Genomic DNA, 20,933 nt, shown 5'->3' with positions numbered 1-20,933 from the left:
CATTGTCTAAGAGATGTGCGCAAACACGCTTGAACAGTGCTGCGATATACGGATCCAACTCATCGACCACGCGCAGAACTCTCGGCGAAAACGTGTTCGGTGTTCGAATTTCTTGGGCTGACAGGCGGCCCCATTTTTCCCTTGATACCTCCGTTGTCGCTGGCGTTTGCCACCCGCGTTTTCGCAAAAGGCAGAGCCTTTAGCCTTTGGAAAGGGAGATGTGGTTCTTCTCAGAGGCGCAGACGGCGCGCCGGGGCGAATGAATGGATATCTTTGGCATCAAGGGACTGTTGATCTGCGCGCTGATCTTCATTCCGTTCGAACATCTGTTTGCCGAGCGGCCGCAGAAGATTTTCCGCAAGGGTTTCGCTGTCGATCTGATCTACCTGCTGTTCAACGGCTTCATCATAAAGGTGGCCATCGTCATGATGGCGGCCGGTGTCCTCGGCGCCGCTGCAATGCTCGTCCCGCAATCGATAACGCAAGCCGTCAGCGGTCAGCCCGTCTGGCTGCAGGTTGCGGAAATCATCCTGATCACCGATATCGGCGTCTATTGGGCACATCGGGCCTTCCACAAAATCCCCGCGCTTTGGAAGTTCCATGCAGTTCACCACGGTATTGAGGAACTGGACTGGCTCGGGGCTTTCCACAATCACCCGGTCGACGCCATCGTCACCAAGGCAATATCGCTGACGCCGATCTTTTTCCTTGGCTTCTCCGAAGCCTCGATCGCCGTCTTTTCGATTATCTACTTTGGGCACACGCTGCTTGTTCATTCAAACGTGCGGATTCCGTTCGGCCCTTTGAAGTGGCTGATCGCCAGCCCGCAGTTCCATCATTGGCACCATGCCAACCAGCGCGAAGCCTATGACAAGAACTTCGCCGGGCAGTTGCCTGTCCTCGACATGCTGTTCGGGACCTATAATCCCACCGGTGACAAGGTGCCGGAGAAGTACGGCGTCGACGATCCGACCCCCCCCACCTATTTCGGCCAGATCGGCTATCCGCTCCTGCCCCGCAGGAAGCTATTGAATCGAGCCGCGCCGAGCACCGAAGCGCCGCCGGAAGGCTTTTCGCGTCGAATCGGCTAAACCTTCGAGGCATGAACGAGACCTCACTCTATGCGCCGGTTAAGCGGTTCCTCGAAAACCTCGATTTCGTCGTCAAAGGCGAGATCGGCGGCTGCGATATTGTTGCGCTGCGCGAGGGCGAGCCGCCTGTCGTCGTCATCTGCGAACTGAAGCTGCAGTTCAATCTGGAACTGGTGCTGCAAGGTGTCGATCGGGCGGCCGTCTGCGACGAGGTGTGGCTGGCCGCGCGCCTATCGGCCCGCGGCAAGGGACGCGAAAGCGATGCCAGGTTCCGCAATCTCTGCCGCCGGCTTGGTTTCGGTCTGCTTGGCGTGACCGCGACGGACCGGGTCGAGGTGCTTCTCAGCCCGATCGCGCTGGCGCCGCGCAAGAATGCCCGCCGGCGCTCTCGCCTGGTCGACGAGCACCAGCGCCGTCGCGGCGATCCCGTTGCGGGAGGAGGATCGCGCAATCCGATCATGACGGCCTATCGCCAAAGCGCCCTCGCCTGCGCCGCCGCCATGGTGAACGGACCCAGGCGCCCGCGTGATCTGAAGGCGCTGACGCCGATCGCGCCGAAGATCTTGCAGCACAATGTCTATGGCTGGTTCGCGCGTGTCGACCGCGGCCTCTACGATCTCACTGACGCCGGCCGCGCCTCGTTGGTCCGTTGGCCACAGCCGTCGCACGATGAATCCCGACACGCAATTTTGAACGCATCGACCATTTGATTGATGATGCCTGCGGGGTCCGGGGCGGTCCCCTTGGTTGATTTCTCCGACAAAATATGTTGCTTGTCCCGCCCATGAAGAAGCTCTGCATGACCGCCTTGGCGTCAGTGACGCTGAGTTTTCCAGCCAACGCAATGGACAGTGCATTGCGCGCCGGCTTGATGAAACTCGATCCCCAAACCCGTCTTGAACAGCGTTGTGACGCCGAAGTGCTCGACCGGATCACCCACGACGATCGCAAGTTCAAAGCCGATCGCGTCGTCGCCTATGCCTTTGCGACACCCGAGATGGGCGCGGATGCAATTAAAAGCTCGGGCGCTGCGTTTCGCAGCAAGGGGCAATGGTACCGGCTGAAATTCAAGTGCCAGACCGCGCCAGACCATATGGAAGTTCTGCAGCTCCGCTACCGGATAGGCGACGAGATACCGGAAGCCGATTGGGCAAAGTACAATCTCTACGATTGATTTGTGATCGGCCGCAGCGGTTTTGCCCGGCTGCCGGCGAGTGCAACGCGGCCTTTGATCCGGCTTTGACGTGAAGATGCTTCGGTGAGGTCACCACGAGTGATCCCTTGACGCCAAGGGACCACCAAGTTAGGGCCGTCTGGATAATCGACGAACACTCGGCAAACCAGCAAGGGCTTCCGGTCGATGGACATTTTCAGCGCTGCCAGCCTGACCGCCCTGCTCCAGGTCATCGCCATCGACCTTGTGCTTGCCGGCGACAATGCGATCGTCATCGGCCTTGCCGCTGCCGGCCTGCCGGCCGAACAACGCAAGAAGGCGATCCTCATCGGCGTGCTGGCGGCAACGGTGCTGCGCATTGGTTTTGCCGCGGTAACCGTCAAGCTGCTGGCGATCGTCGGCCTGCTGCTGGCCGGCGGTATCTTGCTGCTGTGGGTCTGCTGGAAGATGTACCGCGAGCTGCGCACGTCCCATGCCGATGAGCTGGAGGCGACCGAGGCGCTGTCGAACTCAGATCTCAACAGCGACAATGCGGTGGCCGGCAAGGCGAAGCGCAAGACGCTTGGCCAGGCCGCCTTGCAGATTGTCATCGCCGACGTGTCGATGTCGCTTGACAACGTGCTGGCGGTCGCGGGTGCCGCGCGCGATCATTTCCCGGTGCTGGTCATCGGCCTGGTGCTGTCGATCGCGCTGATGGGCCTCGCCGCGACGTTCATCGCCAAGCTGCTGCATCGCCACCGCTGGATCGCCTATGTCGGCCTGCTGATCATTTTCTATGTCGCGGTGGACATGGTCTATCGTGGCACCGTGGAAGTCTGGCCGCATCTGAACGGCGCGGTCAGCTGAGGCTGCCGGCTAGCCGCGTCTTCGATCCGCAAAGCAAGGTCCGCAGCGCAATTGCCGTGCGTTTTGCCGCATCGCAGCCGTGCCCATACCAATGCCGCAATAAGTGTGGTACTGCGCCGGCAATCCTGAAAAGCCCGGAAACCCTCTATGTCCGCTCCTCGCGTGAGTTTTGTCAGTCTTGGATGCCCGAAAGCCCTTGTGGATTCGGAACGCATCATCACGCGCCTGCGCGCCGAAGGCTACGAGATCGCCCGCAAGCATGACGGCGCCGACCTGGTGGTCGTCAACACCTGCGGCTTCCTCGATTCCGCCCGCGACGAGTCGCTCAATGCCATCGGCTCGGCACTTTCGGAAAACGGCAGGGTTATCGTCACCGGTTGCCTCGGCGCCGAGCCGGATGTCATTCGCGAGAGGCACCCCAACGTGCTGGCGATCACCGGGCCGCAGGCCTATGAGAGCGTGATGGCCGCCGTGCACGAGGCCGCACCGCCCTCTCACGACCCCTATATCGATCTGCTGCCGCCGCAGGGCGTCAAGCTGACGCCGCGCCACTACGCCTATCTCAAGATTTCCGAAGGCTGCAACAACCGCTGCACCTTCTGCATCATCCCCGCACTGCGTGGCGACCTTGTCTCGCGACCGGCGGCCGATGTGCTGCGCGAAGCCGAGAAACTGGCCAAGGCCGGCGTCAAGGAACTCCTGGTCATCTCGCAGGACACCAGCGCCTACGGCATCGACATCAAGTACCAGACCAGCATGTTCGGCGACCGCGAAGTCCGCGCGAAATTCCTCGATCTCTCCGAGGAACTGGGCAAGCTCGGCATCTGGGTGCGCATGCACTATGTCTACCCCTACCCGCATGTCGCCGATGTCATCCCGCTGATGGCGGAAGGCAAGATCCTTCCTTATCTCGACATTCCGTTCCAGCACGCCTCGCCGCAGGTGTTGAAGAACATGCGGCGGCCCGCCCATGGCGAAAAGACGCTCGAGCGCATCCGCGGCTGGCGCGAGGTCTGCCCGGATCTCGCCATCCGCTCGACCTTCATTGTCGGCTTTCCCGGCGAAACGGACGACGATTTCGAGATGCTGCTCGACTGGCTCGACGAAGCGAAGATCGACCGCGCCGGCTGCTTCAAATACGAGCCGGTCCGGGGCGCCCGCTCCAACGATCTCGGTCTCGAACAGGTCCCGCAGGAGATCAAGGAAGCGCGCTGGCACCGCTTCATGCAGCGCCAGCAGAAGATTTCGGCGACGCAGCTCGCCAAGAAGGTCGGCAAGCGCCTGCCGGTGCTGATCGACGAGGCGCATGGCACATCGGCCAAGGGCCGCACCAAATACGACGCGCCCGAGATCGACGGCTCGGTCCACATCCAGTCGCGGCGCCCGCTGCGTCAAGGTGACATCGTCACCGTCAAGATCGATCGTGCCGACGCCTATGATCTCTACGGTTCCGCAGTCTGACGGCCCGTATTTACTACATCTAGCGATAATTCAGCCGTCTTAACCCGCTCAGCCGCGATCCGCTCTACTGTTTCCGGATCGTAAAAGCGGGAACTCGGATGAACACCAGACCTGCTGGGCAGGATTACATTGCAACGCTGGACCTGCTCAGGCTGGCGGCTGCACTTGCCGTTGTGCTCTTTCACTATTTCTTCCGTGGCGCGGCGGCCGAAGGCTACCTTGCCGAGGGCTACCCGACTGCGGCCCCGTTCGCCCTCTACGGCTATCTCGGCGTCAATCTGTTCTTCCTGATCAGCGGCTTCGTCATTGCCTGGTCGGCGGAAAACCGCAGCTGGGACCAGTTTGCGATCGCGCGGTTCGTTCGCCTCTATCCGGGCTTCCTGCTCTGCATGACGATCACCTTCGCGATTGTCTCCCTTGCCGGCTCACCGTTGCTTCCGGTCTCTTTCGTCCAGTATGCCGCCAATCTGTCGATGTTTGCACCAGCCTTCGGCCAACCCTTCATGGACGGCGTCTACTGGTCGATCGTGCTTGAACTGGTGTTCTATGGATGGGTGACACTGGCCCTCTTCACCGGGCTCTTCCAGAAACGCAAGCTGGAATTGATCTTCATCTGGTTGGCGATCTCGGCCCTGAACGAATTCTTCATCGGCAGCGGCGCGGTCCGGCTGCTGTTCATCACCGAGTTTGGGCCGTTTTTCGCCGCCGGCGTGCTGGTCCACCACATCCATGCGCGTGGCCGGTCACTGCCGGCCCTGCTGCTGCTTGCCGCCGCGTTCCTGATCTCCTGCGGAACGCTATCGGTAACGCAGCACTGGATGCTTGGCCACTACGGCATTGCCGTTTCGTCGGCCAATCTCCTCGTCGCCAATCTCGTCATGCATGGCGCGCTGGTTGGGGCGGTCCTGCTGCGCGACCGTGTCAGGCCATCGGCTCTCACCCTGGCGCTGGGCGGGCTGACCTACCCGCTCTACCTGCTGCATCAGGAGATCGGCTATCTGGCCATCAATGCCGCGGCACCCCTGGTCGGCAAATGGTTTGCCGCCTTTGGCTGCATAGCGCTCATGCTCTTTGTTTCGTGGGCGATCTGGCGCACCTGCGAACGACCCGCGCAGCGACTGCTCAGGATCTGGCTCGGCCGCGCGGTCGATGCTGGACGGGCGCGATTTCGTCGCGCCTCTGCCGGAGCGCAGCCCGCCGAATGAAAAAGGGCGCCTCGCGGCGCCCTTCTCATTTTGATATCTCGCGTTGCTTACTGCGGCAGCTTGTCGTCGACGCCCTTCACATAAAAATTCATGCCGAGCAGCGTGCCGTCGTCGGCGACTTCCCCATCCTTCAGCCAGGGCGTGCCGTCCTGCTTGGCGATCGGTCCGGTGAAGGGGTTCCAGCCGCCAGCGATCTTCTTTTCGGTGGCCTCGGCCAGCGCCTTCACGTCGTCGGGCATGTTGGTGAAGGGGGCGAGCTTGACCGCGCCGTCCTTGATGCCAAGCCAGACATTGTCCGGCTTCCACGTGCCGTCGAGGGCTGCCTGGACCCGGCTGATGTAATAGGGACCCCATTCGTCGGTGAGCGAAGTCAGCTGCGCGTTCGGCGCAAACTTGATCATGTCGGACGACTGGCCGAAGCCATGCAGCTTGCGCTCTTCCGCCACCTGCAGGGCAGCGGTCGAATCGGTGTGCTGGACGATGATGTCGGCGCCCTGGTCGAACAGCGCCTTGGCGGCGTCGGCTTCCTTGCCCGGATCGAACCACGAGTTCACCCAGACGATCTTGGCCTTGAAATTCGGGTTGATCGACTGGGCGCCGAGCATGAAGGAGTTGATGCCCATCACCACTTCGGGGATCGGGAAGGAAACGATGTAGCCGGCAACGCCGGCCTTCGATTCCTTGGCGGCGATCTGACCGAGCACATAGCGGCCTTCATAGAAACGCGCATTGTAGATGCCGAGATTGTCACCGGTCTTGTAGCCGGTTGCATGCTCGAACATCACCTTTGGGAATTTCTTGGCGACCTTCACCTCCGGGTCCATGAAGCCGAAGGACGTGCCGAAGATGATCTTGCAGCCTTCGCGCGCCAGGCGCTCGAAAGCGCGGTCGGCGTCGGGACCTTCCGAAACGTTTTCGAGATAGGCGGTTTCGACCTTGTCGCCGAGCGCCTTCTCGACTTCGAGACGGCCCTGATCGTGCTGGTAGGAATAGCCGAAGTCGCCGATCGGGCCGGTGTAGACCCAGCAGGCCTTCAGCTTGTCCGCGGCCTCGGCGGTCGCCGCCAGCGATAGGGCGGCGGTCGTGGTCATCAGGGCAATAAGCAGTTTTTTCATTGTGTTACCTCTCTGAGTTAAGCCTTGGAGCTTCCCGTTTTGTTTTTGTTGTCAACGATCCGGAACGAATGGCTGCCCCAAGGAAGCCGGCGTGTTCATCATCGTCAGACGCTTGTTGCGCGAGATTAGAACGAGAACCACGACGGTTGCCAGATAGGGCAGCGAAGAAAGGAACTGCGAAGGCACCGGAATGCCAAAAGCCTGTGCATGAAGCTGGCCGATCCACACCGCGCCGAAGATGTAAGCGCCGGCCAGCACCCGCCATGGCCGCCAAGAGGCGAACACCACCAGCGCCAGCGCGATCCAGCCGCGGCCGGCACTCATGTTCTCCACCCATTGCGGTGTGTAGACCAGCGACAGATGGCCGCCCGCGAGGCCGGCGCAGGCGCCGCCGAAGATCACCGCGAGATAGCGGTAGCGGATCACCTGGATGCCCAGCGCATGGGCCGACGTGTGGCTGTCGCCGATCGAGCGCAGCGTCAGTCCGGTCCTGGTCCTGAACAGGAACCACATGACAGCGGCGGTGAGCGCAATCGAGATGTAGAAGATCGGATCCTGGCCGAACAGCAATCTGCCGATGACAGGGATCGAGGTCAGGCCGGGAATGTCGAGGTTGGGCAGCCGTTCGCCGGGCTGGCCGACGAAGCTGGTGCCCATCATGCCGGAGAGGCCGAGGCCGAGCAGCGTCAGCGACAGTCCGGTCGCCACCTGGTTGGTGGCCAGCGATAGCGTCATGACGGCAAACAGCAGCGAGAACACCGCGCCCATGGCGATGGCCGCCAGGAGGCCGATCCAGGGTGATCCGGTGAGATAGGTCGCGCCGAAGCCGCCGACGGCGCCCATGATCATCATGCCTTCGACGCCGAGATTGAGCACGCCGGAGCGCTCGACCACCAGTTCGCCGATTGCCGCGATCAGCAGCGGCGTTGCCGCCGTGGCGATGGTCAGAAGGATGTTTACGGTGATGTCCATCAACGGGCTTCCTTCAGCTTTGGCGCGGCTTCGAGTTTGGCGGCAGGCTCCGGCTTGGTCAGCGCCAGGCCGACCAGGCGGATGCGGTAGTGAATGAGCGTGTCGCAGCCGAGCACGAAGAACAGCAGCATGCCCTGGAACACCCGCGCCACCTTGTCGGAGATGCTGAGCGCGCTCTGCACCGCTTCGCCGCCGAGATAGGTCAGCGCCAGCACCAGACCGGCGGCAACGATGCCAAGCGGATTAAGGCGGCCGAGGAACGCCACGATGATGGCGGTGAAGCCGTAGCCGGGCGAAATGACAGGCTGCAGCTGGCCGATGGCGCCGGAGACTTCCGAGATGCCGGCAAGGCCGGCCAGCGCACCCGACAGCAGGAAGGCGAAGAACACCATCCGATTGAGGCCGAAGCCGGCGAAGCGCCCTGCCCGCGGGCTCGAGCCCAGCACACGCACCTCAAAACCTTTCAGCATGCGGCTCATCAGGATCCAGACCAGAACCGCGGCGACCAGCGCGAAGACAAAACCCCAGTTTGCCCGCCCGGCATCCGGCATCAGTTCCGGCAACACGGCCGAATCGTTGAACTGGATGGTCTGCGGGAAGCCATGGCCTTGCGGATCGCGCCAGGGTCCGCGCACCAGCCAGTCGAGGAAGAGTTGCGCGACATAGACCAGCATCAGGCTGGTCAGGATCTCGTTGGTGCCGAAGCGCGTCTTGAGCAGAGCCGGGATCGCCGCATAGGCCGCGCCGCCGACCATGCCGAGCAACAGCATCAGCGGCAGCACCAGCGGGCCTTCGAACTGTGGGAACAGCACCGGAATGATCGAACCGACAATGCCGCCGAGGATGAACTGGCCTTCGGCGCCGATGTTCCAGATGTTGGCCTTGTAGCAGACCGACAGGCCAACGGCGATCAGGATCAGCGGCGCTGCCTTGATCGCCAGCTCATGCAACTGCCAGACCTGGCTGATCGGCTCGATGAAATAGATATTGAACGCGGTCAACGGGTTGACGCCGAGCAGCGCGAACATGATGGCGCCGGCGACGATCGTCAGCGCGAAGGCGATGAACGGCGACAGGGCCGAAAACAGCGCGGAGCGCTGCGGGCGTTTGACGAGTTCGAGGCGCATCATGCCGTCTCCAGCGTGTGTTCGGCGTGACCGGGTTCGGCGCCGCCCATCAGCAAACCGACCTTCTCGAAGGTCGCCTCGGCGATCGGCATCGGCTTCGACAGCTCGCCATTGTGCATGACCGCGATCGCATCCGATATCTCGAACAGCTCGTCGAGATCCTGGCTGATCACCAGCACCGCCGATCCGCTGCGTGACAACTCGATCAGCGCCTGGCGGATGTGGGCGGCAGCGCCCGCGTCGACGCCCCAGGTCGGCTGGTTCACCACCATGACACTTGGCCGGCGGTCGAGTTCGCGGCCGACGATGAATTTCTGCAGATTGCCGCCCGAAAGTGCCGCAGCCTCCGGATCCGGCGCGCTCTTGCGCACGTCCATCGCCTCGATGATGCGTTGGGCGGCGGCGTAGATGGCGGCGCTCTTGACCATTCCGCCTGCGCCGACAAAGGCCTTGCCGTCGGTGGCATGGCGCGACAGCAGCAGGTTCTCGGAAAGCTTCATGCGTGGCGCGGCACCGTGGCCGAGGCGCTCTTCCGGCACGAAGGCAGCACCCAGCAGGCGCCGTCCGGTGATGGTGATACCACCTGCGTCCTTGCCGCGGATGCGCACTGAGGCGGCATCCTGCTGCAGCACCTCGCCGGAGACGGATTCAAAGAACTCGCCCTGGCCGTTGCCAGCGACGCCCGCGATGCCGATCACCTCGCCGGCCCGGACATTCAGGTTGATGCCCTTGAGCGGGATCGAGAACGGCGTTGCCGGCTTGCGGCTGAGGTTGCGGATTTCGAGCAGAGGCAGCGCGGTCGCGATGCCCTCGACAGGTGCGCGCACCACAGCCTGCACCTCATTGCCGACCATCATGCGGGCCAGCGAAGACGCGGTTTCCTCGCGCGGATTGCAGTGGCCGACCACCTTGCCATGCCGCAACACGGTGGCGCGGTCGCAGATGCGTTTGACCTCTTCGAGCCGGTGCGAGATGTAGAGGATGGATTTGCCTTCCGAGCGCAGACGCTCCAGCGTCTCGAACAGCTTGTCGGCTTCCTGCGGCGTCAGCACCGAGGTCGGTTCGTCCAGGATGATGAGCTGTGGCGTCTGCAGCAGGCAGCGGATGATCTCGATGCGCTGGCGCTCGCCCACCGACAGGTCGCCGACCAGCGATTCAGGATCGAGCGGCAAGCCATAGCTGAAGGAAAGCGCCCTCGCCTTCGCCGCGATGCTGCTGATCGGCGAGCCATCGTCCAGCGACAGCGCGATGTTTTCGGCCGCGGTCAGCGCTTCGAACAGCGAAAAATGCTGGAACACCATGCCGATGCCGAGTTTTTTCGCGACGCCCGGGCTGGAAATCCGGACCGCCTGGCCGTTCCAGAAGATCTCTCCGGAATTGGGCTCCAGTGAGCCGAACAGCATCTTGACCAGCGTCGACTTGCCGGCGCCGTTTTCGCCGAGCAAGGCGTGGATTTCACCCCTGGCGATGTCGAGATCGATATGATCGCACGCCGTCAGCGTGCCGAATATCTTGGTGAGGCCACGGACCTCGAGCAGGTTCGTGCCGTCCTGATTTGCACTCACAGTGCCTCCCATCTGGTTAGCCAGATATGTTCTGTGTTCCCGCAAGCATGGTAGGCGCGGCCGGCTCTCATCGGAAAGCGGCACGCGTCTTGAAAGAGCTTCAAGAATTTCAGCGGAAATTCAAGGGATAGCAAGGCAGAACGGACTAAGGGATGAGAATGGTGGTCCCTGTGGTCCTACGGCCCTCGAGATCGGAATGCGCCTTGCCCGCGTCCTTGAGCGCATAACGCTGGTTGATCTTGATCTTGACCGCGCCACTCAGCACGACTTCGAACAGGGCAGCGGCGGAGGCTTCGAGGTCCTCGCGTTTTGCATTGTAGACGAACAGCGTCGGCCGGGTTGCGAACAACGAGCCCTTCTGTGCCAGCAATGACATGCTGAACGGCGGAATCGGCCCCGAGGACTGGCCGAAGCTGACGAACATGCCAAGCGGCCTCAGGCAGTCGAGCGAGGCCGGAAACGTGTCGTTGCCGACCGAATCATAGACGACATCGCACTTCCTGCCGCCGGTCATGGCGGCGACGCCGGCGACGAAATCCTGTTCCTTGTAGTTGATGACATGGTCGAAACCGTGCGCCTTGGCGAGCTCGATCTTGTCGGACGAGCTGGCGGTGCCGATCACGGTCGCGCCGAGATGTTTAGCCCATTGGCCGAGGATCAATCCGACACCGCCGGCCGCGGCATGGAACAGGATCGTGTCGCCGGCCTTGACCTTGAATGTCCGGCGCAGCAGATATTCTGATGTCATGCCCTTCAGCATCATCGCGGCGGCCTGTTCGTCGCTGATGCCATCCGGAACCTTGACGACGCGGCTGGCATCGATGACGCGCTCTTGCGCGTAAGCCCCCGTCGTCACGGCATAGGCGACGCGATCGCCCGGCTTTAGCCAGTCGACGCCCTGGCCGACTTCCAGCACCACGCCGGCGGCTTCGCTGCCGGGAACAAGCGGGAAACCGCCGGGCGGCGGATAAAGGCCAGAGCGATGATAGACGTCGATGAAATTGAGGCCGATCGCCGTGTGGCGGATCAGGATATGTCCCGATCCCGGCTGGCCGGGTTCCGCGTCCTCATAGGTCAGGACTTCCGGGCCGCCATTGGCGTGGATGCGGATCGCTTTGGACATAGTCAGGCTTCCTTGAGGAGAGTGGCTGATCAGGCCTTTTTGGCACCGAGGTTGGGAAAGAACTGCATGACGCCACCAATGCAGGCAAGGTAGAGCCCGGTGATGGTGATGCCGATCTTGGTGAAGGTGCTGACCTGTTCGCCCAGCACGCCGATCTGATCGTAGAAGGCGGCAAGTGCCGCCTGCGCCAGGGCAAGGGCGCCGAAAGCGCACCACAACAGGGTCATCGCAAGGTTGATGCGCCGCAGCCGCACCACCCGCACCGGATGGATGAAGTTGATCGGCACGAAGGTCAGAATGCCGGCCACCACCACCACCGCGAACGAAACCCATTGTCCGGGCTCGATGACGAACAGCGTAAACACCACCATGTTCCAGACCACCGGGAATCCCTTGAAGAAATTCTCCTTCGTCTTCATGCCGGTATCGGCATAGTAGATGGCGCTGGAGACGACGATGATCGCCGCCGACAGGAACGACAGGCCTTCCCCCATGAAGCCGCGCTGATAGAGCGCGAAGGCGGGGATCAGCACGTAGGTCACGTAGTCGATGATGTTGTCGAGCAGTTCGCCCGACCATGTCGGCAGGATCTCCTTGACCTCGAGCTTTCTGGCGATCGGCCCGTCGATGCCGTCGACGAACAATGCCAGCCCGAGCCACCAGAACATAGCCGTCCAGCGCTCTTCGCTCGCCGCCACCAGCGACAGGAAGGCCAGGAACGAGCCCGACGCGGTCAGCAGGTGGACGGAGAACGCCCTCGCCTGCGGCCATGTGACTTTCTTCTTCGGTCGCGGAATCCGGTCCGTGATCTTTTTGGCGGCTTTTCGGGCCGTTGTGTTCTTGCTCACGGGCCCCGCCAATCCAGCTTGCAGATTTCGGCCGAACGGCCGGCGAAATTCCAGTTGCGGCCGAAAGCCCGCATCTTGCTCTTGTCGGACCTGGCGACGATGATCTCGGGCGCAATCCAGTATTCCGAATTGCTGATCACCGTATCCTTGTCGCGATCCTTGCCGGGGATGGGTGTCACCGCCCCGTCGATGATCTTCGGTATCTGGAAGATGCGCGTCTTGTCACGCGTCTCATAGGTGATCGGCACCTGCTCGACGCCGAGGAATTTGCCGACGAGGATGGAGAGCAGCGATGTGGTTCCGCCTGCCTTGCCGGTGAAGATCTTCGTCAGCGCCTTGACCGCGTAGACCGAGGCTCGCTTGTCGATGAACAGGCCGGCGGTCCAGTTGCCGCGGCTCATGTAACCGGGGATTTCCATGACCAGCCCGAGATTCAGATTGGACAGGTCGACGTCGCCGAAATGGCCGGCATCGATGCGAAACCCGGCCCAGGTCTGGCAATAGCCTTCGGTCGGCGGATGATTACCGAGGGACAGCACGCAAGGGCAAAAAACCGTGCAATTGCAGGAGAGTACGAGCTCTCCCTTCATTGCCCAGCCATGATCTGCCATCGATTTTCCCCCACTCACAGCGAGACTACTAGCAGCGCGGCTGCCCAGACAAGCAGTATCGCACCGGCCAGCCGGGTTGGAACCCTGCTGGCTGTTTGTTTTTCGATCAGGGTGAACAGCCCGATCAACGCCATCCAGAAGACGTTCATGACGCCGACGGCGAACATCACCAGCATCAGTGCCCAGCAGCAGCCGAGGCACCATATGCCTTGCGCGACGCCAAGCCGGAAGATGCTGAGAGGCCTTGCGCTCCAGTTCGAAAACAGGATCGAGAAAGGGTTCTTGCATTTCTTCAGGCAGGCTTCCTTCAGGCCACTGAACTGATAGAGGCCGGCGATCAGCAGAGCGAGCGCACCGGCAGCGCCGACGACCGGGTCGAGCATCTCGCCTGAAGAGGCGAATGCATGGGCGGCCAAGGTCAGCGCCGCGAATATCCCGGAGGCGGCGAGCCAGACACTGAGGTAGCCGGCAACCAGCACCAGCGGGTGGACGACCGGCTCGCCCTTGATGCGTGCCGTATCGGCGATTTCGCAATAGGTGCGGATCATCGGCGCGGCCGAAGGCAGCATCGTCGCGATCGCCATCAGGAACCACATCAAAACCAGCGCACCGGCCTGCAGGCCGAGGCTTGCGTTCAGCGGCGCCGGCGAGAGGCAGAGCGCGAAGAATCGTTCCAGGAAATCGGGCAGCGGCGGTCGCGGCAGGTTGCGCAGGATCGTGTCGCCGGGAGCGCCGACGCCTGCAATCCCGCCTTCGGCGCCGCGGATTGCTATCGCGGCGAGAGACAGCCAGGCAAGCAGGATACAGGCGCCGACAACGACGTTTACCGTGACGCGAGGATTTCGCGCGATGTTCGCCATGGTGCGGCCGGCGCGGTCGAGATGGCTGAAATCGTCTTGCTGGCCGGTCATGACATTCGAATGGGCCGAATCGCCGCGTTGATCAAGCGGCATGAACTGACCTATATGCTCATCTACTGGCAGGTCGGGTGGACCGCCTCGCATTGCAAGCCGGAAGCCGATCTTGGAGCATGAGCAAACCGCGCGGATACTGGTTGCTGGCACGGGGCCGGCAGGGCTGATCGCGGCGCTCGGTTTTGCCGACGCCGGTTTCCTGGTGACGCTCGTCGGACCGGAGGCCACTGCCCCCGACGGCCGCACCACGGCCCTGATGAACCCCGCCTTGAAAGTGCTTGAGCGGCTGGGCGTGCTCGAAGACCTCAAGCCCAAGGCCGCGCCCCTGAAAGTCATGCGCATCGTTGACGCGACGAGCCGTCTGATCCGCAGCCCCGTCGTCACCTTCCGCGCCAGCGAGATCGATGAGGACCAGTTCGGGCTGAACTTGCCCAACAGCGTGCTCAATCCGGCACTTGCCAGCAAGGTTGCCGCGCATGCCGGCATCGAATGGCTGATGTCGATGGTGGCGGAGTGGCATCTCGATGCCGAGCACGTCCGTGCCGTCCTGACTGACGGCAGCTCGGTGGACGCATCGCTGGCGGTCGCCGCGGACGGACGCTTGTCGCCGGCGCGCCAGGCAGCCGGCATTTCGACCTCGGCTCGTACCTATCCGCAGGCAGCTTTTGTCCTCAATTTCAGCCACAGCGTCGACCATGCCTTCACCTCGACGGAATTTCACACAGAGACCGGTCCGTTCACGCAGGTTCCCCTGCCTGGCAATCGCTCGAGCCTGGTCTGGGTGGTGAAGCCCGAGACCGCGATCGAACTCGCCGCATTGGACGATGTGACGCTTTCGATGCGGATCGAACAGCAGATGCAGTCGATGCTGGGCCGGGTGACGGTCGAGCCGGGCCGGCAGATCTACCCGCTTTCAGCGGTAACGCCGCTGCGTTTCGCCCGAGATCGGGTGGCGCTGGTCGGCGAGGCCGCCCACGTGTTTCCGCCGATCGGCGCGCAGGGTCTCAATCTCGGCATCAGGGATGTCGACGATCTGATTGGAATCGCTAGTGAAAATCGGAACGATCCAGGCGCGGTCAAGGCGCTGGCGGCCTACGATTTCAAGCGCCGCCCCGACATTCTGGCGCGAAGCAGCGCGGTTAACCTGCTCAACATATCGCTACTTTCCGACATGCTGCCGGCCCAGATGGCTCGTGTCGCCGGACTCGGCGTGCTCGGCAGCTTCGCACCGCTTCGCGCCTTTTTCATGCGCGAGGGGCTTCGTCCCGGCAGCGGCTTTGCGGCGCTCGCGGGTGGGTTAGGGAAACAGGTCCGGCGCTAGGATATTGTGGCGGATCAGGTAGAGCAGCCCTGTGACAGTCACGACCGACAGGCAGGTCGTGATCAGCACACTGGCCGAGGCGCGCTGTACCCAGACACCATACTGCTGGGCGATGACGAAGACGTTGGTCGCAGTCGGCAATGCCGCCAGAAGCACCGCCGAGAACACCCAGGTCTCGGAGAAATTGCCAATCCAGCTCAGCACTAGATAGCAGAGCAATGGATGCAGGATCAGTTTCAGCGCTGCAATCGGAACCAACTCGTGTGGAACGCGATTGAGCGGCCTGAGCGCCAGCGTGACGCCCATGGCGAACAGCGCGCAAGGGGCTGCCGCCCGGGACAGATATTCCAGGAAGCGCTCCACCGGCACGGGCGGGCGAAAGCCGATATAGGCGGCGCCGACACCCAGGGCGGTGGCGATGATGAAGGGGTGCAGCACGATCTTGCGCACGACGCCCAGCGCAAGCCGGAGCGGAGCGGTCTTCTCGTCGCCCGACAGTGCCATCATCATCGGCGCGATGGCGAAATGCATGATGTTCTCGAAACAGAAGATCAAGGCGACCGGCACTGCGGCGTCCTCGCCGAAGGCCAGCAATGCCAGCCCCGGCCCCATATAGCCGATATTTCCATAGGCGGCCGCGAGCGCTTTGATGGTCGACTGCGCTATCTCGCCGCGCGAGGACAGGACCGACCACATGAACATCAACGAAAATATCATGTAGGTCGAGATGACCGAGCCGAAGATGAAGCGCCATTCCGTCAGCTCTTCGAATGGCGTCTTTGCAAGCAGTTGGAAGAAAAGTGCCGGCAGCGCGACATAGACGATGAACGTGTTCATCCAGCCGAGCGCCTCCAGCGGTTGCCTGGTGATGCGCGCCACCAGAAATCCGACGAAAATCAAGCCGAAGAATGGAAGAACAAGACCGACGACGTCAGACATTTTGATGCTGGCCCGAAACCTCGGAGCCGGGCTAGCCCGTTGCTTGACAGCGCGTCAAGCGCCACGGGATTGAATTGACGCGCCGTCTGCGCCAAATAAGCTCAAGGAATTCAGTGGTGAGTACGATGAAAACAGCCAAATTCGCAATCGGACAGGTGGTTCGCCACCGGCTGTTTCCATTCCGGGGCATCATTTTCGACGTCGATCCGCAATTCGCCAACACCGACGAATGGTACGAAGCCATCCCCGCCGACGTTAGGCCGCGCAAGGATCAACCTTTCTACCATCTGCTCGCCGAGAATTCGGAGACCGAATACATCGCCTATGTCTCCGAGCAGAATCTGCTCGAGGATCAGTCGGGCGAGCCGGTCCGGCATCCGCAGATCAAGGAGATGTTCGACAAGAAGCCCGATGGGGGCTACCAGCCGAAACGACAGTCCAGGCACTAACCTATTGAGAGACAAGCACAAAAAAAGCGGGGCATGACCCCGCTTTTTCAATGGCTCGACGATGTCGGCCGATCAGTTGGCGGTCTTCGCCTTGTCCTGCTCTTCCTTGAGCTTCTTGGCGAAATCCTGGTTGTTCTTGGCGACGAAGTCCTGAAGCTTCTTCTGCCGGTCCTCGATATCCGACTGCTGCAGCGCCGGGCCGTCATAGGCGCCGCTGAAGCCCTGCAGGGCAATCTTGATCGGATTGGGCTGATTCTGGAAATTGACGGAGGTCAGCGTGATCGCCTGGCCCTTCTTGAACGAGGCGACGAGCTGATCGGTCAGCGGCACTTCCGCCACGCAACGATCCGGGAAGCAGATCACATAGTCGAGCTTCTGCGCCTTGCCGGTGTCGATCTGCAGGCCGATGCCGGGAGGCACCAGACGACCGGTCGGGACCGTCACCTGGAACACCTTGCGGTTAACCTTGCCCTTCAGCTCGATCAGGCTGACGCCGGTGACGAGCTGGCCATTGCCGGCGGTGGTGATGTTCTGGACGTTGCAGATGTCGACGTCTTCCTGCTTGGTGCAGGCCTTGAACCAGCCTTGCGGAATCTGCTGTTGCTGCTGTGCGGAAGCAGCGGGAAGTCCTGCGCCCAGAAAGCCGATCACGCCAGCGGCCATGACCGACAGGCGGTACGCGTTGCTGTTCAGGCTCGTCATGTCGTGCACTTCCTCTCAAATGATCCCGGGACCGGCTTCTTCGTGCCGTGTGGTCCAGCTACCTGTTGCCGAAATGAGGCAACAGAATGACTTCGGAGGGCGTGTTACACTGCAAGCGAGGCCGAATCCAGCCCGACGTCAGCAATTGTTGAGCGCGCGGTTGCCCGGCGCGCAGCCGCCTCATGCTAGGGTGCACACCGAATCATCAAGCCGACCTGTTAAGGAGACGGTCATGGGCCGCGTTCTTGTTTGGCTGATCACCGCGATATCGTTTCTCGCACTTTCGCATCAGCCGGCCGCATCGGAGCCGAAGCACGCGATCGCCATGCAGGGCGAACCGGCGCTGCCGCCCGAATATACGCATTTCAACTACGTCAATCCCGATGCGCCGAAGGGTGGCTCGATCACCTATTGCGTCGTCGGCAGCTTCGACAATCTCAACCCTTTCATCCTCAAGAGCCTGCGCACGACGGCGCGCGGCATGATGGACACGATCTTCGGCAATCTGGTTTTCGAACCGCTGATGCAGCGCAATGCCGATGAAGCCTTCACGCTCTACGGGCTGCTGGCCGACACAGCCGACATGGATCCCGAGCGCAAGAGCATCGAATTCCACCTCAATCCGAAAGCCAAGTGGTCGGACGGCCAGCCGGTGACGCCGGAGGACGTGCTGTTCAGCTACGACGTCTACACTGAGAAAGGGCGACCGCCCTACAGCGACCGCATGGCCAGGGTCGCCAAGCTTGAAAAGACAGGCGACCACAGTGTGCGCTTCACCTTCAACGACAAGGCCGATCGCGAATTCCCGCTGATCATCGCGCTGACGCCGATCATCCCGAAGCACGCCTTCGACAAGGAGACCTTCGACAAGACGACGCTGAAGCCGGTGATCGGCAGTGGTCCCTATACGATCGTGCAGGTACAGCCCGGCCAGCGCATCGTGTTCAAGCGCAACCCGGATTACTGGGGCAAGGATGTCCCCGCCAAGCGCGGTTTCGACAATTACGACCAGATCACCATCGAGTATTTCCTCAACGCCAATGCCAAGCTCGAAGCGTTCAAGAAAGGCCTTTGCGCCATCGATGACGACAGCGATCCGGTCAAGCGCGAGCGCGATCTCGATTTTCCGGCCTTCCACAAGGGCGACGTGGTCGCGCAAACCTTCGACACCGGCATTCCGCCCGTCGTGACCGGCTTCCTGTTCAACACGAGGCTGCAGAAGTTCGCCAATCCGATCGTGCGGCGCGCGCTCGGCATGCTCTACGACTTCGAATGGGCCAACAAGAACCTGTTCGGCGGCAAATACGCACGCACGATGAGTTACTGGCAGAATTCGGAGCTTTCCGCGCTTGGCCATCCGGCCGACGACAGGGAGAAAGCGCTTCTGGCGCCCTACCCCGGCCGCGTGCCGGCCGATGTCATGGACGGCACCTACCGACCCCCAGTGACCGACGGATCAGGCCAGGACCGCCGCGTGCTGAAGGCAGCCTTCGATCTCTTGAAAAGCGCCGGCTATCACGTGCAGAACGGGACGATGCTCGATGCCGAGGGCAAACCTTTCGGCTTCGAGATCCTGACCGCCTCGCAGGACGAGGAGCGCCTTGCCGGCATCTACCAGCGCACGCTGGAGAAGATCGGCATCGACGTCACCATTCGCAGTCTCGACGGCGATCAGATCCAGTCGCGCAAGCAGCGCTTCGATTTCGAGGTCCTGGTCGGATCGAGCGGCTTCAACAATTCGCTGTCGCCCGGCATCGAGCAGACCGGGCGTTGGAGCTCGGCCGCGGCCAGGACGGAAGGCTCGTTCAATCTTGCCGGCGTCGCCGATCCGGCGGTGGACGCGGCAATCGAAGCAATGCTGCGCGCCCGCTCGAAAGAGGATTATGTCGCCGCCGTCCGCGTTCTCGACCGGCTGCTGATCTCGGGCAACTACATGGTGCCGATGCAGCACAACACGCAGCAATGGATTGCCTACTGGAACTATCTGGAACATCCGCAAAAGACGCCCATATTTGGGTATCAACTGCCGACCTGGTGGCGCAAGCCGAACTGAAAAGTCAGGAGATCGAGATGAGTGAGCCGAGCGCCATCACCGTCGATGTGGTGTCCGATGTGGTCTGCCCATGGTGCTTCATCGGTCAGAAGCGGCTCGACAGAGCGATCGCCGCTGTCGGCGACGTTGACGTTCATATCCGTTGGCGGCCATTCCAGCTCGATCCGACCATTCCGCCTGAGGGCAAGGATCGCCACGAATACATGCTGGCCAAGTTCGGCAGCGACGAGCGTATCCGCGAGATACATGCCCGCATCGAGCCGCTCGGCGACGTTGAAGGCATTTCCTTCGCCTTCGACGCCATCAAGGTGGCGCCGAACACGCTTGATGCGCACCGCCTGATCCGCTGGGCGGGTGCTGCCGGCGAAGCCGTGCAGAACAGGCTTGTGCGCCGGCTATTCCAGCTGAATTTCGAGGAAGGCGCCAACATCGGCGACCATGCCGTGCTGATCGAAGCCGCGCGCGAGGCCGGCATGGACGCAGCCGTGGTCGCCACGCTTTTGCCGACTGATGCCGATGTCGAGGCGGTCCGCACCGAGATCGCCACCGCGTCGCGCATGGGCATAACAGGGGTGCCGTGCTTCCTGCTCGAGGGCAAATACGCGGTCATGGGCGCGCAGGATGCCGATACGCTGGCGGATGCCATTCGTCAGGTGGCGGCTGCCAAGGCGCGGGGCGAATTGGAAAAGGTCGGCTGAGGGCCGGCCACCCTCTCCTTCTCGACATGAGCAAGTCTTACTTCACCGTCACCTTGGCCTTGCTGATGAAAAATCCATGGCCGTTTGTGGCTGTGCAGGTCAGTCCCTTGGTTGACGACTGGCACGAGAACGGCCCTGCGCTCCAGCTGTTGCCGTAGCCAAGCTTGTCGACATCGCTGCAGCAGCCTTGCTCACCCGGGTTTTTGATCAGCGTCGCCGGCCCCTTGGGCCCCAGGATGATGGTGACATAGCTCGGCTCGACGCGCGAGCAGCTCAACTCCGGGCCGCCATCCTGCGGCTGATAGGTGCCGGTGCCACCTTTTGCCGTGTAGATGCAGCCGATGTTGCCGGACGGCGTGTTGAACTCGATCTGGCCTTCGGCGCTGGCCGGGATGCTCTGCTCGGCGGCATGCGCCAAAGATACCCCTGCAAAAAGGGGCAACCAGTCGAAGAGAAACAGGATTGCCGCCGCGCGTGCAAGCATTGGGAGCTTCCTTGTTGAAGAACCGGACATTCATAAGTGTCGACAATGCCCGGCAAGGTTCAATCCCGAACGGATAAATTGTCAAACGCAGTTTCTGAGCTGACCCGACAAGACGGAACGCGCCGCTGAGGCCATTTCCGGTCACTTCCTGCCTCCGGCAAGGACGATAGCGGCAAGCCGGCAGGGTCACGAACGGCAAATTTTCCGATATTCGGATCAGCCCGCACTGAAAAAA

The 20,933-nt window shown here is 61.9% G+C and carries 21 protein-coding genes; 10 read left to right on the top strand and 11 right to left on the bottom strand.

Going from position 1 to position 20,933, the window contains the following annotated elements; all coding sequences use genetic code 11:
- Window positions 1-263: 263 nt before the first annotated feature.
- From ACZ89F_RS14315 to ACZ89F_RS14290, 6 genes are all read left to right on the top strand, one after another.
- Window positions 264-1,091 carry a sterol desaturase family protein gene (locus ACZ89F_RS14315; protein ID WP_476092522.1) on the top strand — a complete coding sequence of 276 codons (828 nt, stop codon included), beginning with the start codon at window positions 264-266 and terminating at the stop codon, window positions 1,089-1,091.
- A gap of 11 nt (window positions 1,092-1,102) precedes the next feature.
- Complete coding sequence (locus tag ACZ89F_RS14310) at window positions 1,103-1,801, top strand: DUF2161 domain-containing phosphodiesterase (protein WP_476092521.1); 699 nt, start codon at window positions 1,103-1,105, stop codon at window positions 1,799-1,801.
- 56 nt (window positions 1,802-1,857) lie between these two features.
- The gene (locus ACZ89F_RS14305; protein ID WP_476092519.1) at window positions 1,858-2,265 is read left to right on the top strand and encodes a DUF930 domain-containing protein; all 408 of its coding nucleotides are present in this window, start codon (window positions 1,858-1,860) and stop codon (window positions 2,263-2,265) included.
- A gap of 186 nt (window positions 2,266-2,451) precedes the next feature.
- A complete protein-coding gene (locus ACZ89F_RS14300) occupies window positions 2,452-3,111 on the top strand; it encodes a TerC family protein (RefSeq protein ID WP_476092517.1) in 660 nt (219 codons plus the stop codon).
- A 147-nt stretch (window positions 3,112-3,258) separates the two neighbouring features.
- On the top strand, window positions 3,259-4,572 hold the full coding sequence (rimO, locus tag ACZ89F_RS14295) for a 30S ribosomal protein S12 methylthiotransferase RimO (RefSeq protein ID WP_126069141.1): 1,314 nt from the start codon (window positions 3,259-3,261) through the stop codon (window positions 4,570-4,572).
- Window positions 4,573-4,670: 98 nt separating this feature from the next.
- Window positions 4,671-5,777: an acyltransferase family protein gene (locus ACZ89F_RS14290; protein ID WP_476092515.1), complete on the top strand. Its 1,107-nt coding sequence runs from the start codon at window positions 4,671-4,673 to the stop codon at window positions 5,775-5,777.
- Window positions 5,778-5,824: 47 nt separating this feature from the next.
- Here ACZ89F_RS14290 and ACZ89F_RS14285 read toward each other — a convergent pair whose 3' ends face one another.
- The 8 genes from ACZ89F_RS14285 to ACZ89F_RS14250 form a co-directional block, all read right to left on the bottom strand.
- Entirely contained in the window at window positions 5,825-6,892 is a 1,068-nt protein-coding gene (locus ACZ89F_RS14285; RefSeq protein ID WP_056587804.1) for a BMP family ABC transporter substrate-binding protein, read from the bottom strand.
- Between the two features lie 51 nt (window positions 6,893-6,943).
- Complete coding sequence (locus tag ACZ89F_RS14280; RefSeq protein WP_476092513.1) at window positions 6,944-7,864, bottom strand: ABC transporter permease; 921 nt, start codon at window positions 7,862-7,864, stop codon at window positions 6,944-6,946.
- The gene (locus ACZ89F_RS14275) at window positions 7,864-8,994 is read right to left on the bottom strand and encodes an ABC transporter permease (protein ID WP_476092511.1); all 1,131 of its coding nucleotides are present in this window, start codon (window positions 8,992-8,994) and stop codon (window positions 7,864-7,866) included. The genes ACZ89F_RS14280 and ACZ89F_RS14275 overlap by 1 nt, the downstream gene beginning before the upstream one ends.
- A complete protein-coding gene (locus tag ACZ89F_RS14270) occupies window positions 8,991-10,568 on the bottom strand; it encodes an ABC transporter ATP-binding protein (protein ID WP_476092509.1) in 1,578 nt (525 codons plus the stop codon). Before ACZ89F_RS14270 ends, ACZ89F_RS14275 begins: the two co-directional genes overlap by 4 nt.
- Window positions 10,569-10,701: 133 nt before the next feature.
- On the bottom strand, window positions 10,702-11,679 hold the full coding sequence (locus tag ACZ89F_RS14265) for a quinone oxidoreductase family protein (RefSeq protein ID WP_476092508.1): 978 nt from the start codon (window positions 11,677-11,679) through the stop codon (window positions 10,702-10,704).
- Window positions 11,680-11,708: 29 nt separating this feature from the next.
- A complete protein-coding gene (pcsA, locus tag ACZ89F_RS14260) occupies window positions 11,709-12,527 on the bottom strand; it encodes a phosphatidylcholine synthase (RefSeq protein ID WP_476092506.1) in 819 nt (272 codons plus the stop codon).
- Window positions 12,524-13,138, bottom strand: coding sequence for a DUF1326 domain-containing protein (locus tag ACZ89F_RS14255; protein WP_136620951.1), 615 nt, complete (start codon window positions 13,136-13,138; stop codon window positions 12,524-12,526). The genes pcsA and ACZ89F_RS14255 overlap by 4 nt, the downstream gene beginning before the upstream one ends.
- A gap of 14 nt (window positions 13,139-13,152) precedes the next feature.
- Window positions 13,153-14,091, bottom strand: a complete 939-nt coding sequence (locus ACZ89F_RS14250; protein WP_476092505.1) for a DUF2182 domain-containing protein — start codon at window positions 14,089-14,091, stop codon at window positions 13,153-13,155.
- Window positions 14,092-14,161: 70 nt separating this feature from the next.
- Here ACZ89F_RS14250 and ACZ89F_RS14245 point away from each other — a divergent pair, with 70 nt between their 5' ends.
- Window positions 14,162-15,373, top strand: coding sequence for a UbiH/UbiF family hydroxylase (locus ACZ89F_RS14245; protein WP_476092504.1), 1,212 nt, complete (start codon window positions 14,162-14,164; stop codon window positions 15,371-15,373).
- Here ACZ89F_RS14245 and ACZ89F_RS14240 read toward each other — a convergent pair.
- Complete coding sequence (locus ACZ89F_RS14240; protein ID WP_476092502.1) at window positions 15,350-16,312, bottom strand: AEC family transporter; 963 nt, start codon at window positions 16,310-16,312, stop codon at window positions 15,350-15,352. The genes ACZ89F_RS14245 and ACZ89F_RS14240 overlap by 24 nt on opposite strands.
- A 125-nt stretch (window positions 16,313-16,437) precedes the next feature.
- Between ACZ89F_RS14240 and hspQ the strand changes: the two genes are divergently transcribed.
- On the top strand, window positions 16,438-16,761 hold the full coding sequence (gene hspQ, locus ACZ89F_RS14235; RefSeq protein ID WP_056587784.1) for a heat shock protein HspQ: 324 nt from the start codon (window positions 16,438-16,440) through the stop codon (window positions 16,759-16,761).
- 72 nt (window positions 16,762-16,833) lie between these two features.
- Here the strand turns inward: hspQ and ACZ89F_RS14230 are convergent, their stop codons facing one another.
- The gene (locus ACZ89F_RS14230; protein ID WP_109671259.1) at window positions 16,834-17,463 is read right to left on the bottom strand and encodes an invasion associated locus B family protein; all 630 of its coding nucleotides are present in this window, start codon (window positions 17,461-17,463) and stop codon (window positions 16,834-16,836) included.
- 232 nt (window positions 17,464-17,695) lie between these two features.
- On the opposite strand from ACZ89F_RS14230, the gene ACZ89F_RS14225 reads away from it, so the two are divergent.
- Both ACZ89F_RS14225 and ACZ89F_RS14220 read left to right on the top strand, forming a co-directional pair.
- On the top strand, window positions 17,696-19,516 hold the full coding sequence (locus ACZ89F_RS14225; protein WP_476092500.1) for an extracellular solute-binding protein: 1,821 nt from the start codon (window positions 17,696-17,698) through the stop codon (window positions 19,514-19,516).
- A 17-nt stretch (window positions 19,517-19,533) separates the two neighbouring features.
- On the top strand, window positions 19,534-20,214 hold the full coding sequence (locus tag ACZ89F_RS14220) for a DsbA family oxidoreductase (RefSeq protein ID WP_476092498.1): 681 nt from the start codon (window positions 19,534-19,536) through the stop codon (window positions 20,212-20,214).
- A gap of 37 nt (window positions 20,215-20,251) precedes the next feature.
- Here the strand turns inward: ACZ89F_RS14220 and ACZ89F_RS14215 are convergent, their stop codons facing one another.
- Window positions 20,252-20,698 carry a hypothetical protein gene (locus ACZ89F_RS14215; RefSeq protein ID WP_476092496.1) on the bottom strand — a complete coding sequence of 149 codons (447 nt, stop codon included), beginning with the start codon at window positions 20,696-20,698 and terminating at the stop codon, window positions 20,252-20,254.
- Window positions 20,699-20,933: the final 235 nt, after the last annotated feature.

The sequence above is a fragment of the Mesorhizobium sp. USDA 3734 genome (genome assembly GCF_056279665.1).
This window is presented reverse-complemented; position numbering and strand designations above follow the sequence as displayed.

What these genes read in the sequence shown, in the direction of transcription:
- ACZ89F_RS14300 (WP_476092517.1), top strand. Translation starts at nt 2,452, where the DNA reads ATGGACATTTTCAGCGCTGCCAGCCTGACCGCCCTGCTCCAGGTCATC.
- rimO (WP_126069141.1), top strand. Translation starts at nt 3,259, where the DNA reads ATGTCCGCTCCTCGCGTGAGTTTTGTCAGTCTTGGATGCCCGAAAGCC.
- ACZ89F_RS14270 (WP_476092509.1), bottom strand. Translation starts at nt 10,568, where the DNA reads ATGGGAGGCACTGTGAGTGCAAATCAGGACGGCACGAACCTGCTCGAG.
- ACZ89F_RS14255 (WP_136620951.1), bottom strand. Translation starts at nt 13,138, where the DNA reads ATGGCAGATCATGGCTGGGCAATGAAGGGAGAGCTCGTACTCTCCTGC.
- ACZ89F_RS14275 (WP_476092511.1), bottom strand. Translation starts at nt 8,994, where the DNA reads ATGATGCGCCTCGAACTCGTCAAACGCCCGCAGCGCTCCGCGCTGTTT.
- ACZ89F_RS14230 (WP_109671259.1), bottom strand. Translation starts at nt 17,463, where the DNA reads ATGACGAGCCTGAACAGCAACGCGTACCGCCTGTCGGTCATGGCCGCT.
- ACZ89F_RS14315 (WP_476092522.1), top strand. Translation starts at nt 264, where the DNA reads ATGGATATCTTTGGCATCAAGGGACTGTTGATCTGCGCGCTGATCTTC.
- hspQ (WP_056587784.1), top strand. Translation starts at nt 16,438, where the DNA reads ATGAAAACAGCCAAATTCGCAATCGGACAGGTGGTTCGCCACCGGCTG.
- ACZ89F_RS14215 (WP_476092496.1), bottom strand. Translation starts at nt 20,698, where the DNA reads ATGCTTGCACGCGCGGCGGCAATCCTGTTTCTCTTCGACTGGTTGCCC.
- ACZ89F_RS14290 (WP_476092515.1), top strand. Translation starts at nt 4,671, where the DNA reads ATGAACACCAGACCTGCTGGGCAGGATTACATTGCAACGCTGGACCTG.
- ACZ89F_RS14265 (WP_476092508.1), bottom strand. Translation starts at nt 11,679, where the DNA reads ATGTCCAAAGCGATCCGCATCCACGCCAATGGCGGCCCGGAAGTCCTG.
- ACZ89F_RS14280 (WP_476092513.1), bottom strand. Translation starts at nt 7,864, where the DNA reads ATGGACATCACCGTAAACATCCTTCTGACCATCGCCACGGCGGCAACG.
- ACZ89F_RS14220 (WP_476092498.1), top strand. Translation starts at nt 19,534, where the DNA reads ATGAGTGAGCCGAGCGCCATCACCGTCGATGTGGTGTCCGATGTGGTC.
- ACZ89F_RS14310 (WP_476092521.1), top strand. Translation starts at nt 1,103, where the DNA reads ATGAACGAGACCTCACTCTATGCGCCGGTTAAGCGGTTCCTCGAAAAC.
- ACZ89F_RS14225 (WP_476092500.1), top strand. Translation starts at nt 17,696, where the DNA reads ATGGGCCGCGTTCTTGTTTGGCTGATCACCGCGATATCGTTTCTCGCA.
- ACZ89F_RS14240 (WP_476092502.1), bottom strand. Translation starts at nt 16,312, where the DNA reads ATGTCTGACGTCGTCGGTCTTGTTCTTCCATTCTTCGGCTTGATTTTC.
- ACZ89F_RS14285 (WP_056587804.1), bottom strand. Translation starts at nt 6,892, where the DNA reads ATGAAAAAACTGCTTATTGCCCTGATGACCACGACCGCCGCCCTATCG.
- ACZ89F_RS14250 (WP_476092505.1), bottom strand. Translation starts at nt 14,091, where the DNA reads ATGCCGCTTGATCAACGCGGCGATTCGGCCCATTCGAATGTCATGACC.
- ACZ89F_RS14305 (WP_476092519.1), top strand. Translation starts at nt 1,858, where the DNA reads ATGTTGCTTGTCCCGCCCATGAAGAAGCTCTGCATGACCGCCTTGGCG.